Genomic DNA, 17642 nt, shown 5'->3' with positions numbered 1-17642 from the left:
ATGAGCAATCGTGACTATGCCAACAGAAGACCGCAAGCGGGCGCGAAACAGCGCCCCATGCGCGCAACACGGGCGAGGCCTGCGGCTAAAAAGGCTGCGCCTCGCCGTAAACTCCCGATCCCGTTGATCCTGTTCGCCTTTATTGCCGTCGGCAGTTTTGGCTATTTTCTGTTTAGCATTAAAGATACCGCCAAGCAGGAAACGCCTGTCGAGGTGAAAACCGAGAAACCGACCAAGGCAAAAGAACCGGCAACGATTCTAACGCCTAAGGTGAAAGAGGCCGAGCGCCAAGCCGTGGTAGTCACTGCGCCGGTGGAAGAAAAGCCGGTCGTTGAAGCGCCGAAGAAAGATCCGAACGCCTTGCCACCTAAGCCTAAGGAAGAATGGACCTATCTGGACGAGCTTGAGAATAAAAACGTCGAAGTGGATATTCCCGATGTCGTGTCGACGCGCACACCACAGCAATATCAATTGCAGTGCGCCTCATTCCGTCAAGAGTCTCAGGCGAACCAGATGAAGGCTGTGATTGCGTTCCAAGGATTAGAAGCGCAGGTCAGACAAATTGAGGGCACCTCAGGCACTTGGTACAAAGTCATCCTCGGGCCTTATGAGCGCAAACGTGATGCCGAGCGTAAGCGTCACACCTTGCAAAATGCAGGGATCAATGGCTGCCAACTCTTAGCCATTCCTAAGTAATCCTACTCGGAAAATGAGTCTCTGAATCGCGGCGCGTGAGCCATTACGCGCCGCGATTTTTTTATCTTCTTGCCAACTGAAGTCCGCTCCCAACCACCCTCTTTCACCTCGTTTTAAACATTGAGCTAATACCAATCGTATTAAATATCTGTTCATTCAGCGGGAGTTAAACGGGCTTTAGACAAGGCGAAGGCTTGAAGGCATAGTGGTGCTCTGTCGAAAGCCTTAAACGCAGTATAAAGCACGTTCAACCCCGCCCTTCGGGAGCCTCACAGGCATCTCACTCCCGTGTTACATTGACTTAAAAGGGAATAACCATTTCTGCGTCAATGCGCCTTGGATTGAGATGCCTGTGAGGCTCTGAACTGATTAGATATTTAATGTGATTGGTATAAGTCACAACTTCATTTTATGGAATTTATAACCACCTATTTTTACACAGTAAATTTGTTTATTAAGAAAGATTAATATGGCGTTTAATTGACCTAGATCAAACTTAGGCGTATCTCTTAGGTAACAGCAAAACCTGTTGTCTACTCATCAAAAATCCAACCTCAGGGTGAAGTATTATGAATGCATTAATCGAGATTGAAGCCTCTGAATTCAGCCAACTGTTCAAAAGCGGTGACGCCTTAAGCATCCGGATGTATATGGAGCATGTGCACATGCCTCTAGATGTGCAGGATAAGATTTACAACGAGATTTCGGCCTTAGCGGTACTCGAACAAGACACCATAGCGCGTCTTATCGAAACCCATTCCCACTCTGAAATTTCCGAGCGTCTGGCCTATTAATCACGGCTGAAGATGACGAGATACGCCAATGGACGGCTGCATTGAGTTCCCCATTCGCCGCGCCAGTTAACTGATATTTTTAACCCGCTTTTTTTATCATTAATCCCATGCTAAACCGCAAAAAAAATAAGGCCAAATATCACTATTTGGCCTTAGGTTTATGGGGCTTAACCTGATGAATATTTAAGCCGTAACATGGTTTATGCGCCTTAAGCTTTCTCTTTTAAACCTATGCTATTCATCCAGTAATCGAAATCGACCATATTACCGGGCAGCACCACACGGCTAGATTTCTGGCTTAAGCCATCGAGCTGCTTAAAGTACTGCTCACCGAGCTGCATCCGCAGTGCGTTATGGCCACCTGGCGCCGCAATTACAGTCGCTAAACGCTCAATCGATTCCGCAGTGGCTCGCGACAGGGTTAAAATCTCCTCCGCTTTACCTTCAGCCTCGTTGATACGGCGCTGCATTTCACCTTCAGAACGGTTTACGGTTTCCGCTTTAATCCCTTCGGAGCGATTTATCTTACTCTGCTTATCACCCTCACTCTTTGCCAGTAATGCACGGCGCTCACGCTCAGCATTCACTTGCATTTCCATGGCGTTTTTCACTGTCTCGGGCGGCGTGATGTTCTTAATCTCATAGCGGTGTACGCGAATACCCCACATGGCGCCTGCTTGGTCGAGCACTTCCACTACCTTGGCCGAAATCACATCCCTCTCTTCGAAGGTGCGGTCAAGATCTAAGGTCCCGATCACTGAGCGCGTGGTGGTTTGCGCTAATTGAATTGCCGCATAGCGATAGTCTGTGATGCCATAGCTGGCCTTCACAGGATCGGTAACAGAGATATAAATCACCCCATCGACTTCCACATTTACTTCGTCACTTGAGAAACACTCCTGTGGTGGTACGTCGATCGTTTCCTCTTTTAAGTCATGGATATAAGCCACTTTATCGACAAAAGGAATTAAGGTGTGGAAACCCGCATCTAGCGTCGAGTGGTACTTACCTAAACGCTCAACTATATAAGCCGATTTAGTCGGAACTAAGCGGATGGATTGGAACAGTTTAATCACAAATATGGCGAAAATCAGTCCCCAAATGACCATTACCGCGACATCAGTATTCAATGGGATTTGCATTAGCGTGCTCCTTTGCTAGTTGCATTATGGCCACCCACGGTTTGGGTGACTTGTTCCATTCCTTCGAAGAACCCTTCGAGTTTTGCCATTTCCGCGGGGACAACCGACACTTGCGAATCGTTGAGGATCTTACCGACCTGAGCAATAAACTGCTCTTTTAACAGCATATTCATCGCATCGTTACCGCCATTAACCGCTAACGCTTGGGAAATCATTGCCATGCCTTCGGACTTAGCCTTAGCGATAATGGCAATCTCTTGCCCCGTACCTTTAGCTTCGTTGATGCGCTTCTGTTTTTGGCCTTCAGAAATGTTAATCGCCTCTTGGCGTTCGCCCTCTGACATATTGATCATCGCGGCCTTTTCTGCATTGGCCAAGGTGATTTCGGCGCGCTTACGACGCTCGGCTTCCATTTGTTTTTCGAGGGTATGGATCACATGGCGCGATGGCGTGATATTGCGGATCTCATAACGTAACACTTTGATCCCCCAAGGCTCTGACGCCTTATCAATCTCGCGCACTATGGATTCATTTAAGCGGTCACGCTCGGAAAAGGTCTCGCTGAGCGTGAGCTTACCGATTTCAGAACGCATAGTGGTCTGTGCCAGATTCACGGCAGCTTTGCGATAGTTTTCAATACCGTAGCTCGCTAATTTGCCGTCCATGACCTTGAGATACACTAAACCGTCCACTTCAAGCTGAGTGTTGTCCTTTGAGATACAACTTTGTGGCGGCACGTCGAGCACTTGCTCACGGGTATCGTGTTTATATGCGACGCGATCGAAGAAAGGAATTAAGAAGTGGAATCCCGGTTGCAGTACAGTGCGGAATTTCCCCAAACGCTCGATGACATGCACCTCACGCATCGGCACTATCAGCATCAGCTTATAGAGAATAAACAAGACAAATAAAATGACTAAGGTAAACACAAACATAGACTCATCCTTTAGTTTTGAGACGTTGCCTGCTCAACAGGCTCAACCACTAGGGCAATGTTGTCACGGCAGATAATCCTGACCTCAGTGCCCGCAGCAATGATACTACCATCCCCCAATGCGGGCCATTCGCTCCCTTGGAACTCGACTCTTCCTGTCGTTTGTCCTGGACCTATGGTTTGCTTAACACGGGCGATTTGATTGTAGATATCAAGTTCTTCATCGGTGTTATCCACATGGGAATCTCCACCAACCAATTTTTGAGTGACTTGCCGAAAGGCGAGTAATAAGACGATGGCGGAAATAAACCACAATGTCAGGCTCTGAACCACACCTTCCACTAGGCCAACCCCTAAGGCGCCAGCCACCACTAAGCAGGCGGCGCCGAGTAGCACGACAATACCTCCAGGTATCACCAGCTCGGCTAACATCAAGATAATCCCGATAATAGACCAAACTAAAATCAGATTCGAAAACTCCATATTCCCCCCTGAAATGAGAGCATCCTGTGCAGCACTATAGCAGCAGAGTGACAGATTTGCGACATAATATGTCATAAAGTTATACGCCGATTTAAAAAGCACGGCAAGACAATTAACTTGGGAAAATGAGGGGATGAATTGACTCGCGGCAAAATATCGACTCGAGTTGTTCTAAAATTAAGCACAATCAATTCAAAAAGTTAGCTCACAATATCATCGAAAACGTATCAGCAAATAAAATAATCACTAAAAATCAATAGATTAAACATCATAAAATCCACAATTTGATTATGTGATTTTCACAACAACATTCGATAAAAAACTTTGAATAATTGTAAATTTTTGCATATATTGCCCGCACTTTTTACCTTGCCCTCTGCCAGCACCCATACAAGCCGCTCCATCCTAGCCGTTTGTAGGTTCTGCCCTCAGAGCAGGAACTGAGTACAACTTTATTTAGCCTCTACCCCTACAACAGGAAATAACAATGAAAAAGACATGCCTATGTCTAGCATTAATGCTTTCACCTCAAGCATTTGCTGGTGACTTAGTACAGTGGTGGGATTTCAGTGCAACCGCTCTTTATGGCGAAGACTACGACTTGGCTCCTTCGGACAAGCAAGCGACAGTCACACTCGAAACCGCTGGTGCATGGAAATACGGTGATTGGTTTGCCTTCCAAGATTTTATCTACTTCAAAGGCGACCACACGGGCATGGATAGCACTACCTACGGAGAGATTTCACCTCGCTTTAGCGCGAGCAAAATCCTCGGCGAAAAAATTGCGTTCGGCCCAATTACCGATCTTTCATTAGCCCTCACCTACGAAGAAGGTGAAGGCCCTGTGCATAGCTTGCTCTATGGCTTAGGGGTCGATGTTGCCGTACCTTACTTTACCTACCTTAACTTCAACACCTATCGTCGCGATGCGATGAGCTCAGGCAATATCAGTGATGGCTGGCAGTTCACCCCAGTCTTCAGAATCGATATCCCTGTAGGTTCTGCCAATATCGTGCTCGATGGCTTTATCGATTGGGTATTTGCCACGGATAACAGTGGTTATGAAGAGAACTTCCACTTCAACCCGCAGCTGAAATACGATTTAGGTAAGAGCCTATTTGGTGACCATAAGGCAAATAAATTGCTTGTGGGTATCGAGTACGATCTGTGGACCAACAAATACGGCGTGAAGGGTGTCGACCAAGACACTTACTCTGTAATTGCTCAGTACCACTTCTAATCTAAGTGATACAGTCCGTCTTAGCGGATACAGCGAATAAAAAAGGTGCCTTAGGCACCTTTTTTATTACGCACGCAACACTCGCTTTGCAGGGGAGCGCGTCGGCGAATTAAGCCAGTAGCTTCTTAGCCGCAGCCACGACGATAGAAACAGCACTGACTTCAGTTTGCTTCATTGTCGCTTCGTTCGGGATTTCCTGTTGAGTGCGGTTTACGATAACGCCAGCCACACACGCCGCACGCCAACCTTGAGTCGCACACATAGTGAATAGGGTCGCTGATTCCATTTCATAGTTCAGCACGCCCATGTCCTGCCACTCTTTCATTGAGCCAGCAAAACGACGGGTCACACGGCCAGTCACAGTGTCATAACGCTCTTGACCTGGATAGAAGGTATCAGAAGATGCAGTAACACCGATATGAGGCTCTACGCCCGCATCGCGGCACGCAGCAACCATAGCAGTGGTACATTCGAAGTTAGCAACCGCTGGGAACTCCATAGGTGCAAAATGTAAGCTCGCACCATCTAAGCGCACAGACGCTTGAGTCACAATCACATCACCCACATTTACATGGGGTTGAATCGCACCTGTGGTACCAACACGCAGGAAGGTATTCACGCCTAATTGCGCTAACTCTTCAACTGCAATCGACGTTGATGGACCACCGATACCGGTAGAGCAAATCACCACTGGCTTACCGTCAGCATACGCTAAGTAGCTGGTGTACTCGCGGTGGCTTGCGAGGAATGTAGCATTATCCATTAACTCAGCAATACGTTTTACACGCTCTGGATCGCCCGGCACAATCGCCAAAGTGGCACCATCGAGCATCGCTTTGGTCAAACCTAAGTGAAATACATCAGCCATCGTGAAAACCCCTTTCATTTTTGATAATAAAATTCTTATTGAATCGACTTTAACCTAGTATCGAAGCGGTGAAGGTTAACTTGATCACAGAATTATCGGCAAGAAGAATTGTTCATTCGTAATGTAATTACCAAACCTATTACAGCTTGATCACAAAGATAGCAAATCTGTGATGTTTCTGTGGGCACTCGTCAATCAGGTGAAAGTAAGTGTGAGCCAGATCTGACTCACTCGCCACACAGAGCAATATAAAAGATATAGGTTGTTGATTTATAGCTAGTTTGCTGAAATCACCCTTTAGTATTAATCTGTAGGAGGACAAATATTGATCCATATCACGTTTCATCATCGTGCCTAAGGTTAGGGTTAAGACGAGACCAAATCACGATAAAAGACGACAAGGAGAACGCCAATGTTTCCAGAATATCGAGATCTCATTACCACCTTAAAGACTCAAGATGCTCATTTTCAACGCAAATTCAACGAGCACAATCAATTAGATGAAGAAATCAAACAACTGGAAAAACGCGTTGGCAGTGATTTCAATCCCACAGTGAAAGAACTCAAAAGCAAAAAACTGCATTTAAAAGAAGAGATCTATCAAATTCTCAAATCCCACAATTAAGTGGTGACGCCAAAAACGAAGGGCGCCTAAGCGCCCTTTTTGTTGCCTTGCGGTCAAGATTACAGGTAGTAATCCTTCAGAGGTGGGAAACCGTTAAAACACACTGCAGAATAAGTGGTGGTGTAAGCACCGGCAGTTAACCAGTACATACGGTCTCCAATCGCTAGGTCATTCGGCAGACCATAGCTGTAGTGTTCGTACATGATGTCGGCGCTATCGCAGGTTGGGCCGGCGATAACACATTTATCCAACTCACCTTGTTTGTGGGTGAAGATTGGAAATTTAATCGCTTCATCCATGGTTTCGATTAAACCGGAGAACTTACCCACATCGGTAAATACCCAACGCTCTAATGCGGTGTAGGATTTCTTACTGATCAGCACCACCTCAGACACCAATACCCCAGCGTTAGAGATCAGCGAGCGACCCGGCTCCAGAATGATCTGTGGCAAATCGTCACCAAAATCTTCCTTCAGGAAGTGGGTGATTTGTTCAGCATACACACCGAGTTGATTGGTTTTGTCGATATAGTTAGCAGGGAAACCGCCACCCATATTGATCATCTTCAGGACGATATTGTGCTCATCGCGCAGACGATCGAAGATGCTCTTCACTTTACCAATCGCCGAATCCCAAGCGCCGATATCACGTTGCTGTGAACCCACGTGGAATGAAATACCAAAGGGCTCTAAGCCTAATTCCTTCGCCAGAACTAACAGCTCATAAGCCATCTCATTTTGGCAACCAAACTTACGAGACAGTGGCCAATCGGCGGTGTCTGTGCCTTCGGTCAGGATACGCACATAGATGCGTGAACCCGGCGCTTCTTCGGCGATCATGCGTAAGTCGGCTTCAGAATCCGATGCATACATACGCACACCACGCTCATAAAACGCACGCACATCTTGACGCTTTTTGATGGTATTGCCATAGCTCACGCGGTCAGGCGTTACGCCCACGTTAGTGACCATATCTAATTCATAAATCGACGCAATATCGAAGTTTGACCCTTTGTTTTTGAGTAACGTCAGGATCTCAGCCGCAGGGTTTGCCTTAACTGCATAATAAACATCGGCATAAGGAAAACTATTAACCATGTCATCGTATTGTTTCGCAATGATACTGGTATCAATCACCACGAACGGGGTCGCTTTATCTTTAGCAAACTCTTCGATACGTTTGAAGGTTTGAGCATCATAATAGTCAGCAACATCAATAGATTGAAATTGGCTCATTGGGCCAGAGTCTCCTTTGGGTCAAATGGTAAAAAATTGGGTTATCTGTCTTAAAAACGTGCGCAGTAAACGCTATTTTTTTATTTAACGCAACGAATTTTTATGCTTAATAACTAACTTTTTATTCCATGAAATTTTAAGTAGTGACAAACGTAAAAAAACTGCCATCAAAACAGATGATTATGCACAAGAGCACAACAGAAAATTTTGACGTTTTTGAGGTAGGAAAAATGAATTTTTTACGACGACAATCCAAGCTTATGCAGCTAAAGATGATCTGAGGAAAAATACCGAGTAACACTCGTCGGCCGATGAGCGATTCAAGCTCAATCCACACGAGCCCAAAATCACCACTCTAAAGCGGGATGAAATGAGTTGAGGGGGGAGCCCTTCAACATAGCCCCCCCTCAACATTGACCACGAAGAACGGGCTATTGCGACTCGTTTAATTTCGCTAGAGCTTGGCTTAAGGCTTCACTCGAATCGAAGTAGGCGATGTCCTGAATATTGCGGTGATCCAGTAAAATCATCGTCGCCATATCTTTAGTATCGGGTAACAGGCGGCTGATCTCGCCCTCTCTGTCTAACCCAATGGCAAAGGGCAACTCCTGCATTTGCGGCACGGCGACAAATTTGGCGATCAACGATGGCATGCCACTGATATCCGCCACATAGACTAAATGCTGCGGAAACTTATCTCCCGCCAATGGCGTCAGGGTTTCTTTAATAATATCGCCGCCTTTCATACTGCGGCTAAAGAGCACTACTTTGGTGTCGTCGGTCACACTGACCGCTTGCTCGTTTTGATCCTGTAATGAAATAGGATTGATCGCATCCCCAGCAACATAGCTTGCCGCCAAGGCCATCATGGGAGTGAAAAGGAAGGACAGGCACAACAACAGCTTTCTCATAAACACTTAACTCCATTTTTGATACGGGCAATAGCATACCCGAGTCTCGCAATCGGCTCATTTAATCCGAACCATTACATGATACGCTTCACAATGCATGACGAATACGCCTTTAAAAGCAATTGTGCGTTATACTAGGGCGGTTAAATTTATTGCAAGGATATCATAATGATAACACCAGGACTCGATCAAGAATTGCAACAACTGCAGGGCGTTTACCAGCTGATCACCGAGTTTTTAGTCAATTATAGTTTCCAATTACTCGGTGCCGCTTTGGTCTTTTTATTGGGTCTGTGGGTCGCCAGCAAAGTCTCGCGCTTAGTGGCCAAACAGTGTGAAAAACACCAAATCGACATCACCCTCAGTAACTTTGTCAGCAATCTGATCCGTATCCTGATCATTGTCATGGTGGCGATTATAGCCCTAGGCAAGATAGGCATTAGCGTCACCCCCATGGTGGCGGCAATTGGTGCGGCCTCACTCGGCGCCGGTTTAGCCCTACAGGGCATGCTGTCGAACTATGCCGCTGGGGTCACTATTATTGTGACTCGCCCTTTTGTGGTCGGAAATACCATCGAAATCAAAGGTGAAAGCGGTGTCGTCACACGAATTAATTTGGGGATGACGATTTTAACCAATGAGGAAGGCGAGCAAATTAGCATTCCCAACAAGCACATCGTCGGCGAGATCTTACATAACTCCTTCAGTAATAAGCTGGTCGAAACTCAATTTAACCTGAGTTATAACAACGACCCAGAGGCGGCGATAAGCCTCATCACTGAGCAGCTGAGCCAAAACCCCAATGTCAGTCAGGACACTACGCCAAATATTGGTATCAATGGTTTTAATGCCATCGGCATTGAGATTGGTGTGCGTTACTGGGTACCGACCCAAAGTTACTTTCAGCATAAATACAAGATAAATATGGCCATTTATAACGCCCTCAAACAGGCTGGTATCGAAATGGCTTGCCCAGTGCGAGAAATTCATCTGCAAGAAAAGTAAGCGCATCCGCCGAGGCGAATGGCTTCCACTGTACGCCTCATCTGGCACAGTTAACTTGCAATTTTGTCGGGATACGCGTTTACTGTGCAGCCCAAATATCGATAGTGATGGAATACTATGTCGTTGATACTTATCATTATAGCCTTTGTCGTTCTGTTTATTCTTTTTGCCAAATACCAAAAAAAGAAGATACAAGCCGAAGCGCTTGCCGCGGGTGAACCCTCGGCGCTACTCAATCACGGACTTACATTAATCAATCAGGGCGAAGTCAACTCGGGCTTAGACTATATTCAGCAGGCCGTAGATAAAGGCTTCGCCGTGGCCGCCATTGCCATGGCCGAGCTGTATTCGGGTCGATTCCCCCAAGTCCCCACCGATCCCAAGGCATCTGAATATTGGTATCGAAAAGCCGCCGAAATCGATCCGCAATATTTACCCATGCTCACCCTGACTAGCTTGGTCGCCTCTGAGGCGCAAACACCCGAGCAGTTACGCGAGCAGGTAGAACAGCTCAGAGCCAGTGCTGAAGCGGGGCAAGTCGAGTTTCAATATGAGCTCGCCTATTTGTATCTCAGACAAGCCTTTCTCGATCCCGATGCTAGCCAAGCCATTTACTGGTTCGAAAAGGCTGCCGCTCAAGGAAATCAAGATGCCTATTACCACTTAGGTACGCTGTATTGGCACGATGAACGTGTCACGCCAGACTATAGCAAAGCGCGGGAATACTTTGAGAAAGCCGTCGCCGCCGGTGATGAACTCGCAAAAGATAACTTAGGCCATATGCTGGCCTCAGGCCAAGGCGGCCCTAAGGATCTCGTCCGTGCCGAAGCCTTACTCAGCGAATATGCCGCAGAAAATGATTTTCGCCAGTATTACCTAGGCAAACGTTTCCTCTATGGTGAAGATTTTGCCGTTGACTACGGCAAAGCCCGCCATTGGCTAGAAAAATCCTGCGCCGCTGACAATGTCTTTGCTAAGTTAGCGCTGGCACACCTTAAACTACTCGACCCACAAACAGATAATGACTACCAGCAGGCAAGAACAGAATTCGAGACGCTGGCGTCCCAGTGGCAAGAGGAAGCCCTCTTCGGCCTTGGTAAAATCTACGAGGAAGGCTTAGGCGTCTCGCGCCAACCGATTAAAGCCTTAATGTATTACCAATTGGCGGCCATGAGCCATATCAGTGACTATCAAGACGCATACGAGAAGCTCAGTAAGCGCTTGGGCACCTTAGAGATCCGCGAAGCCCAGAGTCTGTGTAATAACTTTTTGCATCAACACCCTATCCCCAATCAGCAGCAGGCGTATTACCATCTTAACCAAGCAGAAACCTGCCGCAAGGGCGAGCATCCGAGCCGCGAAGCGCTGCAAACCGCAGAGACTTGGTACCGCAAAGCCGCCGACTTGGGCAGCCAAGATGGCATGCAAGCCCTCGTTGACATCAACCGTCATGAGTCGATTGATAAACCGGTACAAACATATATTTGGTCGAGCATATTACTGCGCAACTTTGGTCAATACGGGATGAATAGCGATCAACTCTTGTATCAACAACAGACCCTCTCCCGCTTAACGGAGTCCGAGCTGTTGTATGCCCAAGATGAAATCGAGAGGATTGAAACCCAGCTAGCACCTTACCTACAGGCCAACGAATAAGGGATAAGCTGCTGAATGCTGGGATTTAGCCGCTTGACCACCCCCTGCACTTAAAACCACTGCTTAGGCCGTGGTTTTGCTCAAATGCCGCAACAATGTTGCCAACGTTGGCGCAACGGTTTGATGGGATGGATAACACAAACCGATACGGCGAAACATCCGAGGCCCATCGAATTTAATCTGTTTAAGCCTAGGCTCATCTTCGATTAATCCATCGGGGAGAAAACTCACCCCAAATCCCGCCAGTACCAACGACATCACCAAAGACTTAGATTCTGCCTTCGCCACCAAATTGAGCGACAAATTGCTGCAGGCGAGTAAGCCTATGGTTTGCTGGTGCGCCTCGCAGGGTGGGCACTCAATAAAGTCGTACTGACTTAACTCTTCGGGGCGAATACTGCTAACCTGGGCCAGTGAATGCTCCCTTGGCACACATAGCACATAGTCCTCCTCCCATAACGGAAAAAACACTTCATCCTCATGGCGTAAACTGTCTAAGGTTAATCGGCAATCCGCAGGACTTTGATAATCCACCAGCTCTAAATCTAAATGACTAATCGCCTGATTGATTTGAGTTAATAATCCAGCAAGGCGACGCTGACTCAGATCGGGCATCACGGCTAAGCGCAACTTTTGCCGACTCGCTTTTGCCATAAATAGAGCGGGTAATTTACTGGCCTCCTCCACCAACTTAACCGCCAGCGGATACAGATAGTGGGCGCTATCCAAAGCTTTTACGCCCTTTTTACTGCGCTCGAATAAGGCGCCGCCTAGCTCTTCCTCTAGCTGTTTAAGCCCAGCCGAGAGCGAGGGTTGGCTCACATAACAGCGCGTTGCCGCCGCGGTAATATTGTTTTCTTCGTAAATCGCGATAAAAAACCGCAATAAGCGTAAATCCACCATCTAACGTCACCCTATCAACCCAACATTCTGTCATAGGTAAAGCCTATCATATTCAGTGGAAATAAGTATTTTTCAGTCTATAAACCGCTACTTATACTGACTCCCAAGTTAGAGATCTATCAATCCACCTTATTTACCGCGTCTAAAGATAGGAATGACAAATGACAAAAACCACTCAGCCCCTCGTTGTAATCACTGGCGCCTCATCTGGCATAGGTGCCGCCATCGCTAAACAATTTAGCGCCGCTGGACACCCGCTATTACTACTGGCGCGCCGTGTAGAACCAATGCAAGCCCTTGAGTTACCCAATAGCCTGTCCATAGGTGTCGATGTAACCGACACCACCGCCATCAAGGTCGCCATTAACCAAGCGGAAGCACAGTTTGGCCCAGTCGGTTGCCTTATCAACAACGCTGGCGTCATGCTGCTTGGGCAAATCGATACCCAAGATCCCAACGAATGGAGCCGCATGCTCAATATCAATGTGATGGGCGTGCTCAATGGTATCCATGCGGTTTTAGCCGGAATGAAGGCGCGCAAAACGGGCACCATTATCAATATCAGTTCGGTCGCAGGACGTAAGACCTTCCCCAACCATGCGGCTTATTGCGCGACTAAATTTGCCGTGCATGCCTTAACCGAAAATATCCGCGAAGAAGTCGCAATGGACGATGTACGCCTGATCACCATTGCGCCAGGTGCGGTCGAGACAGAACTCTTAAGCCACACCACGGATGATGCTATCAAAGCCGGTTACCATGATTGGAAGCAACAAATGGGCGGCGTGATTGCCCCCGAAAACGTTGCGGCCGCGGCATTATTTGCTTGGCAACAACCACAAAACGTCTGTGTGCGTGAGATAATGTTAGCGCCGACACGCCAACAACCTTAAGAGACTTGCTTGGCGCGACCTCGCTATAGTCATGGGTGAAACGCAGTGTGCGAATGCCGCTGCGTTAAAAACTTAGAAATCGACCGAGCGTCTTCAACCCTAGCCACTGTACCGAATTACGCTAGATTCACACTTAAGCAAAGTGGATTTCGGGCGAAATCACTCCGATTGACTACTTTAGCGATCGCAAATTTTACAAAGTGTTAACTCGATCACTCTCATTTTTTCGCCCTCTCTGACTTAAAACTCTAGCTGCGACACAACAAGCTAATTTAGCAGTAAAAACAAATCATTGTTTTTGAAAATGTAAATTCCCACCCAAATCAATCCACCACCAATCAATTAGATTTTTATCAATGAAATTTTTATCAATTAGATTTTTTTAATGGAATTGATACACCTCAAATAAACATCCCATCACCTTTGATAAATTTATTCACAAGGTGGAAGCAATAGCCACATTCCACCAACAAAGTCATGTGAATGACAATTAAGAAAGGATGAGATGATGAAAACTTCAACTAAGATCGCAATCGCCGTCGCGCTAATCAGCAGTTTGGGACTTCAAGCCTACGCCGCCGAGGGAGGCAATCCCAAAAAGGGGAAACACCTCTATAAAAAAGAATGTAAAGCCTGCCATAGCCAAGGTGGTGAAGGTGGCGAGCTAACCCCAATGAGCAAAACCATGAGCCAGTGGGATCGCTTCTTCGACAAAGATAAACACAAACTCAAACCTGAGGTATTCAACGACCTCACCGAACAAGATCTCAAAGATATACAGCAATTCCTGTATGACCATGCCGCCGACTCGGAGCAACCGCAAACCTGCGGTTAATCGCTGCTAAGCCGAAATCAAAGGGATAACCGCAGGCCTGCAACTGTAAGTTAACCCATTGAAATAAAAACCAAGCCCAATAAGAGAAAAATGGGGAGCACACCTCAGGGCCTCCTGTTGGGTAAATTTGGCACAGGGCCTTAAGCCAGTGCCAGCGGAACACTCAGGGAGAAACCCTATGCGTACACCTACACTCATTTCGATATTGGTTGCGAATGCGCTGTTTATGTCTGGCCAAGCCTTTGCCGCCGCCAATGAAACGCCTGCCGACACCCAAAAAATGGCCGAGCTGAAACAACAACTGGCCGATATCACCGAACAGCTCGATGAACTCAATAGCCGTGTCGATAAAACCGAGCGCCACACCTCGTTAGACCGCCTTGAAATCACTGGCGACTTTAGAACCAAGGCTCACTCACTGCATTACCGCGATGTCGTTTGGAACCCCGCCATTAAGGTGAACTTTAATGACTTTGGCGCCAAGGCCATGTCCGGCGTCTTTGGGATGCCAAACGATCCTAACTCGCCACTCGGGCAAATGATGCAAGCCAACCCAGATCTGGCCGCCGCCTTTCAAAATGGCATGTTACAGGGCGTGATGCCCTATGTCCTCGCGCAGCAACATATCCAAGATATTGATAACGATATCTTTTACACCACTCGTCTGCGGTTAAATCTTAAGGCCAAGGTATGGGATAACGTTAGCTTTGCCGGTCGTCTGAGCATGTACAAAAACTGGGGCGACTCCACTGGCGTACAAGTATTTGATTCTTGGCGCTCATTTACTATGGATGGCACCAGTAGCGGCAATACCAGTGGTGACTGGTTAAGGGTAGAGCGCGCCTATTTCGACTGGAAAAAAATCAATGGCTCCGAGTTTTACCTCTCGATTGGCCGCCGCCCATCCACCTATGGCCCACCAAGCCACTACCGTGAAAACGAACTGCGTGGCGGCACACCTTCGGGCCATTTGGTTAACTTTAACTTCGACGGTGCCACCTTAGGCTACAACCTAGGGGAAATCACTGGAGTTGAGGGGCAAGTGGTTCGCTTCTGTTATGGCCAAGGCTTTGAATCTCAATGGGGTAATGGCGAAATGTTTGGAGACATAGTCACCAAGGATACCCACCTCGGCGGCTTTAATATCGATGCCATCAATGACGGCACTAACTTCCTGCAATTTACCGTGTTTGGTGCCAAAGACATCAACGACGGCTTTAAAGGCACTATGGCCTTCCCGACCCAACTGGCGGGTATTTTTGCTCCGACCATGTACCAGGATATGCAAAAGTTCGACAACTTTAACTTTGTCACCCGAGTACAACCCAGCGGCGTCATTGGTGATATGTACCTCGGCGGTATTGGCTTTGCACGGGAAGAAGCTAACGATATCAAATGGTTTGCCTCACTAGGCTGGACGCGCGCAGAGCCAAATGGCAATGCCGGCATGTTCGGCGGCATGTTATCCGATGCGGTGTTCGAAGCAGAGCTCAACAGCACAGGCACCGAAATCATTATGGTGCCGAAAACCAGCGATGATGCCGATACCAAAGATGGTTATGGCATCTATGTAGGTATTCAAATCCCAGCGCCCTACGGCAAGTTTGGCTTGGAATATAACTACGGTTCTAAATATTGGACGCCTTTCACTCAAGCCCAAGATGACCCAATCGGTAGCAAGTTAGCCACCCGTGGCCACGTCGGCGAAGCCTATTACATCTTTGATATCAATCCCAAAATGTTTATCAAACTGGCAGGGCTCTACTACGACTACGAATACACAGGTAGCGGCACGCCTGTGGGCGCACCACAAAAAATCGATGAGGTGTTAGCGGGCTCAGCCTATTCAATGCTGCCAGTGGTCGATAAGGCCTTCGATGTGAACGCCTCGCTGACCATTAACTTCTAACCTAAATGCCATTCAGCCCTCGGTATCGCCGAGGGCGGGAGTACAGAATGAAAAAACTCATTGTTATTGCCTTAGCGGGTATGGCGTTGCAAGCGCAGGCTGCCAATCCCCATAAAGACGTTCTCAAAGGCCCCTTCGCCACAGGTTCTGAGGTCACAACTCAGTGTTTAACCTGCCACGAAGAACAAGCCACAGACATGATGAAAACCTCCCACTGGACATGGGAGTTAGAACAAAAGCTCCCCGATAGAACCGTATTACGCGGTAAGAAAAACAGTATTAATAACTTCTGTGTGTCGATTTCCAGCAACGAGCCTCGCTGCACCAGCTGCCACGCTGGTTATGGCTGGAAGGACAGTAACTTTGATTTTAAAGACAAAACCAAAGTGGACTGCCTAGTCTGCCACGACACCACAGGCACCTATGTAAAAGACCCCGCGGGTGCAGGCGAGCCCATGGCAAAACTCGATCTGGCGAAGATCGCGCAAAACGTGGGTGAACCCGTGCGGGATAACTGCGGTAGCTGCCACTTCTATGGTGGCGGTGGTGATGCGGTCAAGCACGGGGACCTCGACTCCTCCATGGCCTATCCCGATAAAGCCACCGATGTGCACATGGACAGCGATGGCAATAACTTCCAATGCCAAAACTGTCATACCACTGAAAAACATCAAATCTCGGGTAATGCCATGGGTGTATCCCCTGGTGGTATTGACCATATAGGCTGTGAGAACTGCCACGAGAGCGCGCCGCACAGCAACAAAAAGCTCAATACCCATACCGCAACCGTGGCTTGCCAAACCTGCCATATTCCCTTCTTCGCTAAGAATGAACCCACCAAGATGCACTGGGATTGGTCAACTGCGGGTGATGATAAACCTGAGACCGTAGATCAATATGGCAAACACACCTATCAGAAGAAAAAGGGTGACTTCGTGTGGGAGAAAATGGTCAAGCCCCAGTACGCTTGGTACAACGGCACCGCTAACGCTTATATGGCGGGGGACAAAATGGACCCGAATGTCGTCACTAAGCTGACCTACCCTATGGGCGACATTAACGATGCTAAAGCCAAGATTTATCCCTTTAAGGTGCATACCGGTAAGCAAATTTACGACAAAAAACTCAACATCTTTATCACCCCAAAAACCTATGGCAAGGGTGGATATTGGAGCGAGTTTGATTGGAATTTAGCGGCGAAACTAGGTATGGAAGCCAATCCAACCATGTTGGAAAAAGGCATTAAATACAGTGGTGAATATGACTTTGCCGCCACTGAAATGTGGTGGCGTATCAACCACATGGTGTCTCCAAAAGAACAAGCCCTTAACTGTAATGACTGCCACAACAAAGGCACTCGACTCGATTGGCAAGCCTTGGGCTATCAAGGCGACCCTATGAAAAACAAGCAAGGCCCTAAGCATAAACAACCATAAGCCGTTCCACTCGCTATCGCCTAACCAAACTTAAGGCATAGCGAGTATCGCTCCCCTGCAAACCTTTGAGAGCTTAG

General features: G+C 47.6%; 17 protein-coding genes. 10 read left to right on the top strand and 7 right to left on the bottom strand.

Going from position 1 to position 17642, the window contains the following annotated elements; all coding sequences use genetic code 11:
- Entirely contained in the window at positions 1 to 696 is a 696-nt protein-coding gene (locus B5P39_RS00340) for an SPOR domain-containing protein (protein WP_088210026.1), read from the top strand.
- 569 nt (positions 697 to 1265) lie between these two features.
- On the top strand, positions 1266 to 1490 hold the full coding sequence (locus B5P39_RS00335; RefSeq protein ID WP_011624229.1) for a hypothetical protein: 225 nt from the start codon (positions 1266 to 1268) through the stop codon (positions 1488 to 1490).
- 209 nt (positions 1491 to 1699) lie between these two features.
- Here the strand turns inward: B5P39_RS00335 and B5P39_RS00330 are convergent, their stop codons facing one another.
- The 3 genes from B5P39_RS00330 to B5P39_RS00320 are packed head-to-tail and all read right to left on the bottom strand — an operon-like array spanning position 1700 to position 4049.
- On the bottom strand, positions 1700 to 2632 hold the full coding sequence (locus B5P39_RS00330) for an SPFH domain-containing protein (RefSeq protein WP_088210025.1): 933 nt from the start codon (positions 2630 to 2632) through the stop codon (positions 1700 to 1702).
- Positions 2632 to 3567, bottom strand: coding sequence for an SPFH domain-containing protein (locus tag B5P39_RS00325; RefSeq protein ID WP_011624233.1), 936 nt, complete (start codon positions 3565 to 3567; stop codon positions 2632 to 2634). The genes B5P39_RS00330 and B5P39_RS00325 overlap by 1 nt, the downstream gene beginning before the upstream one ends.
- Positions 3568 to 3578: 11 nt before the next feature.
- Positions 3579 to 4049 carry an NfeD family protein gene (locus B5P39_RS00320; RefSeq protein WP_088210024.1) on the bottom strand — a complete coding sequence of 157 codons (471 nt, stop codon included), beginning with the start codon at positions 4047 to 4049 and terminating at the stop codon, positions 3579 to 3581.
- Between the two features lie 487 nt (positions 4050 to 4536).
- Here B5P39_RS00320 and B5P39_RS00315 point away from each other — a divergent pair, with 487 nt between their 5' ends.
- Positions 4537 to 5289 (top strand): outer membrane protein OmpK, encoded by a 753-nt coding sequence (locus B5P39_RS00315; RefSeq protein WP_011624976.1) that lies wholly within the window; start codon positions 4537 to 4539, stop codon positions 5287 to 5289.
- Positions 5290 to 5398: 109 nt separating this feature from the next.
- Here B5P39_RS00315 and udp read toward each other — a convergent pair whose 3' ends face one another.
- Positions 5399 to 6157, bottom strand: a complete 759-nt coding sequence (gene udp, locus B5P39_RS00310; protein ID WP_011624236.1) for a uridine phosphorylase — start codon at positions 6155 to 6157, stop codon at positions 5399 to 5401.
- Between the two features lie 412 nt (positions 6158 to 6569).
- On the opposite strand from udp, the gene B5P39_RS00300 reads away from it, so the two are divergent.
- Positions 6570 to 6782: a YdcH family protein gene (locus tag B5P39_RS00300; protein ID WP_011624237.1), complete on the top strand. Its 213-nt coding sequence runs from the start codon at positions 6570 to 6572 to the stop codon at positions 6780 to 6782.
- Between the two features lie 59 nt (positions 6783 to 6841).
- Here the strand turns inward: B5P39_RS00300 and B5P39_RS00295 are convergent, their stop codons facing one another.
- Positions 6842 to 8017, bottom strand: a complete 1176-nt coding sequence (locus tag B5P39_RS00295) for a type III PLP-dependent enzyme (RefSeq protein ID WP_088210022.1) — start codon at positions 8015 to 8017, stop codon at positions 6842 to 6844.
- A 431-nt stretch (positions 8018 to 8448) separates the two neighbouring features.
- A complete protein-coding gene (locus tag B5P39_RS00290; protein ID WP_088210021.1) occupies positions 8449 to 8928 on the bottom strand; it encodes a hypothetical protein in 480 nt (159 codons plus the stop codon).
- A gap of 168 nt (positions 8929 to 9096) precedes the next feature.
- Between B5P39_RS00290 and B5P39_RS00285 the strand changes: the two genes are divergently transcribed.
- Both B5P39_RS00285 and B5P39_RS00280 read left to right on the top strand, forming a co-directional pair.
- Entirely contained in the window at positions 9097 to 9933 is an 837-nt protein-coding gene (locus tag B5P39_RS00285; RefSeq protein ID WP_088210020.1) for a mechanosensitive ion channel family protein, read from the top strand.
- A gap of 117 nt (positions 9934 to 10050) precedes the next feature.
- Positions 10051 to 11589: a tetratricopeptide repeat protein gene (locus B5P39_RS00280; RefSeq protein ID WP_088210019.1), complete on the top strand. Its 1539-nt coding sequence runs from the start codon at positions 10051 to 10053 to the stop codon at positions 11587 to 11589.
- Positions 11590 to 11652: 63 nt separating this feature from the next.
- Here the strand turns inward: B5P39_RS00280 and B5P39_RS00275 are convergent, their stop codons facing one another.
- On the bottom strand, positions 11653 to 12492 hold the full coding sequence (locus B5P39_RS00275) for a LysR family transcriptional regulator (protein WP_011718450.1): 840 nt from the start codon (positions 12490 to 12492) through the stop codon (positions 11653 to 11655).
- Between the two features lie 161 nt (positions 12493 to 12653).
- Here B5P39_RS00275 and B5P39_RS00270 point away from each other — a divergent pair, with 161 nt between their 5' ends.
- The 4 genes from B5P39_RS00270 to B5P39_RS00255 all read left to right on the top strand — a co-directional run bounded on the left by B5P39_RS00270 (position 12654) and on the right by B5P39_RS00255 (position 17565).
- Positions 12654 to 13385, top strand: a complete 732-nt coding sequence (locus B5P39_RS00270; protein WP_088210018.1) for an SDR family oxidoreductase — start codon at positions 12654 to 12656, stop codon at positions 13383 to 13385.
- A gap of 505 nt (positions 13386 to 13890) precedes the next feature.
- Entirely contained in the window at positions 13891 to 14220 is a 330-nt protein-coding gene (locus B5P39_RS00265; protein ID WP_088210017.1) for a c-type cytochrome, read from the top strand.
- 178 nt (positions 14221 to 14398) lie between these two features.
- On the top strand, positions 14399 to 16129 hold the full coding sequence (locus tag B5P39_RS00260; protein ID WP_088210016.1) for a DUF3373 domain-containing protein: 1731 nt from the start codon (positions 14399 to 14401) through the stop codon (positions 16127 to 16129).
- 47 nt (positions 16130 to 16176) lie between these two features.
- Positions 16177 to 17565 (top strand): tetrathionate reductase family octaheme c-type cytochrome, encoded by a 1389-nt coding sequence (locus B5P39_RS00255; protein ID WP_088210015.1) that lies wholly within the window; start codon positions 16177 to 16179, stop codon positions 17563 to 17565.
- Positions 17566 to 17642 lie beyond the last annotated feature (77 nt).

This window comes from Shewanella sp. Shew256, from assembly GCF_002196695.1.
Lineage (GTDB): Bacteria > Pseudomonadota > Gammaproteobacteria > Enterobacterales > Shewanellaceae > Shewanella > Shewanella mangrovisoli.
Note: the sequence above shows the minus strand (reverse complement) of the source record. Positions and strands in the feature narration are given on the sequence as shown.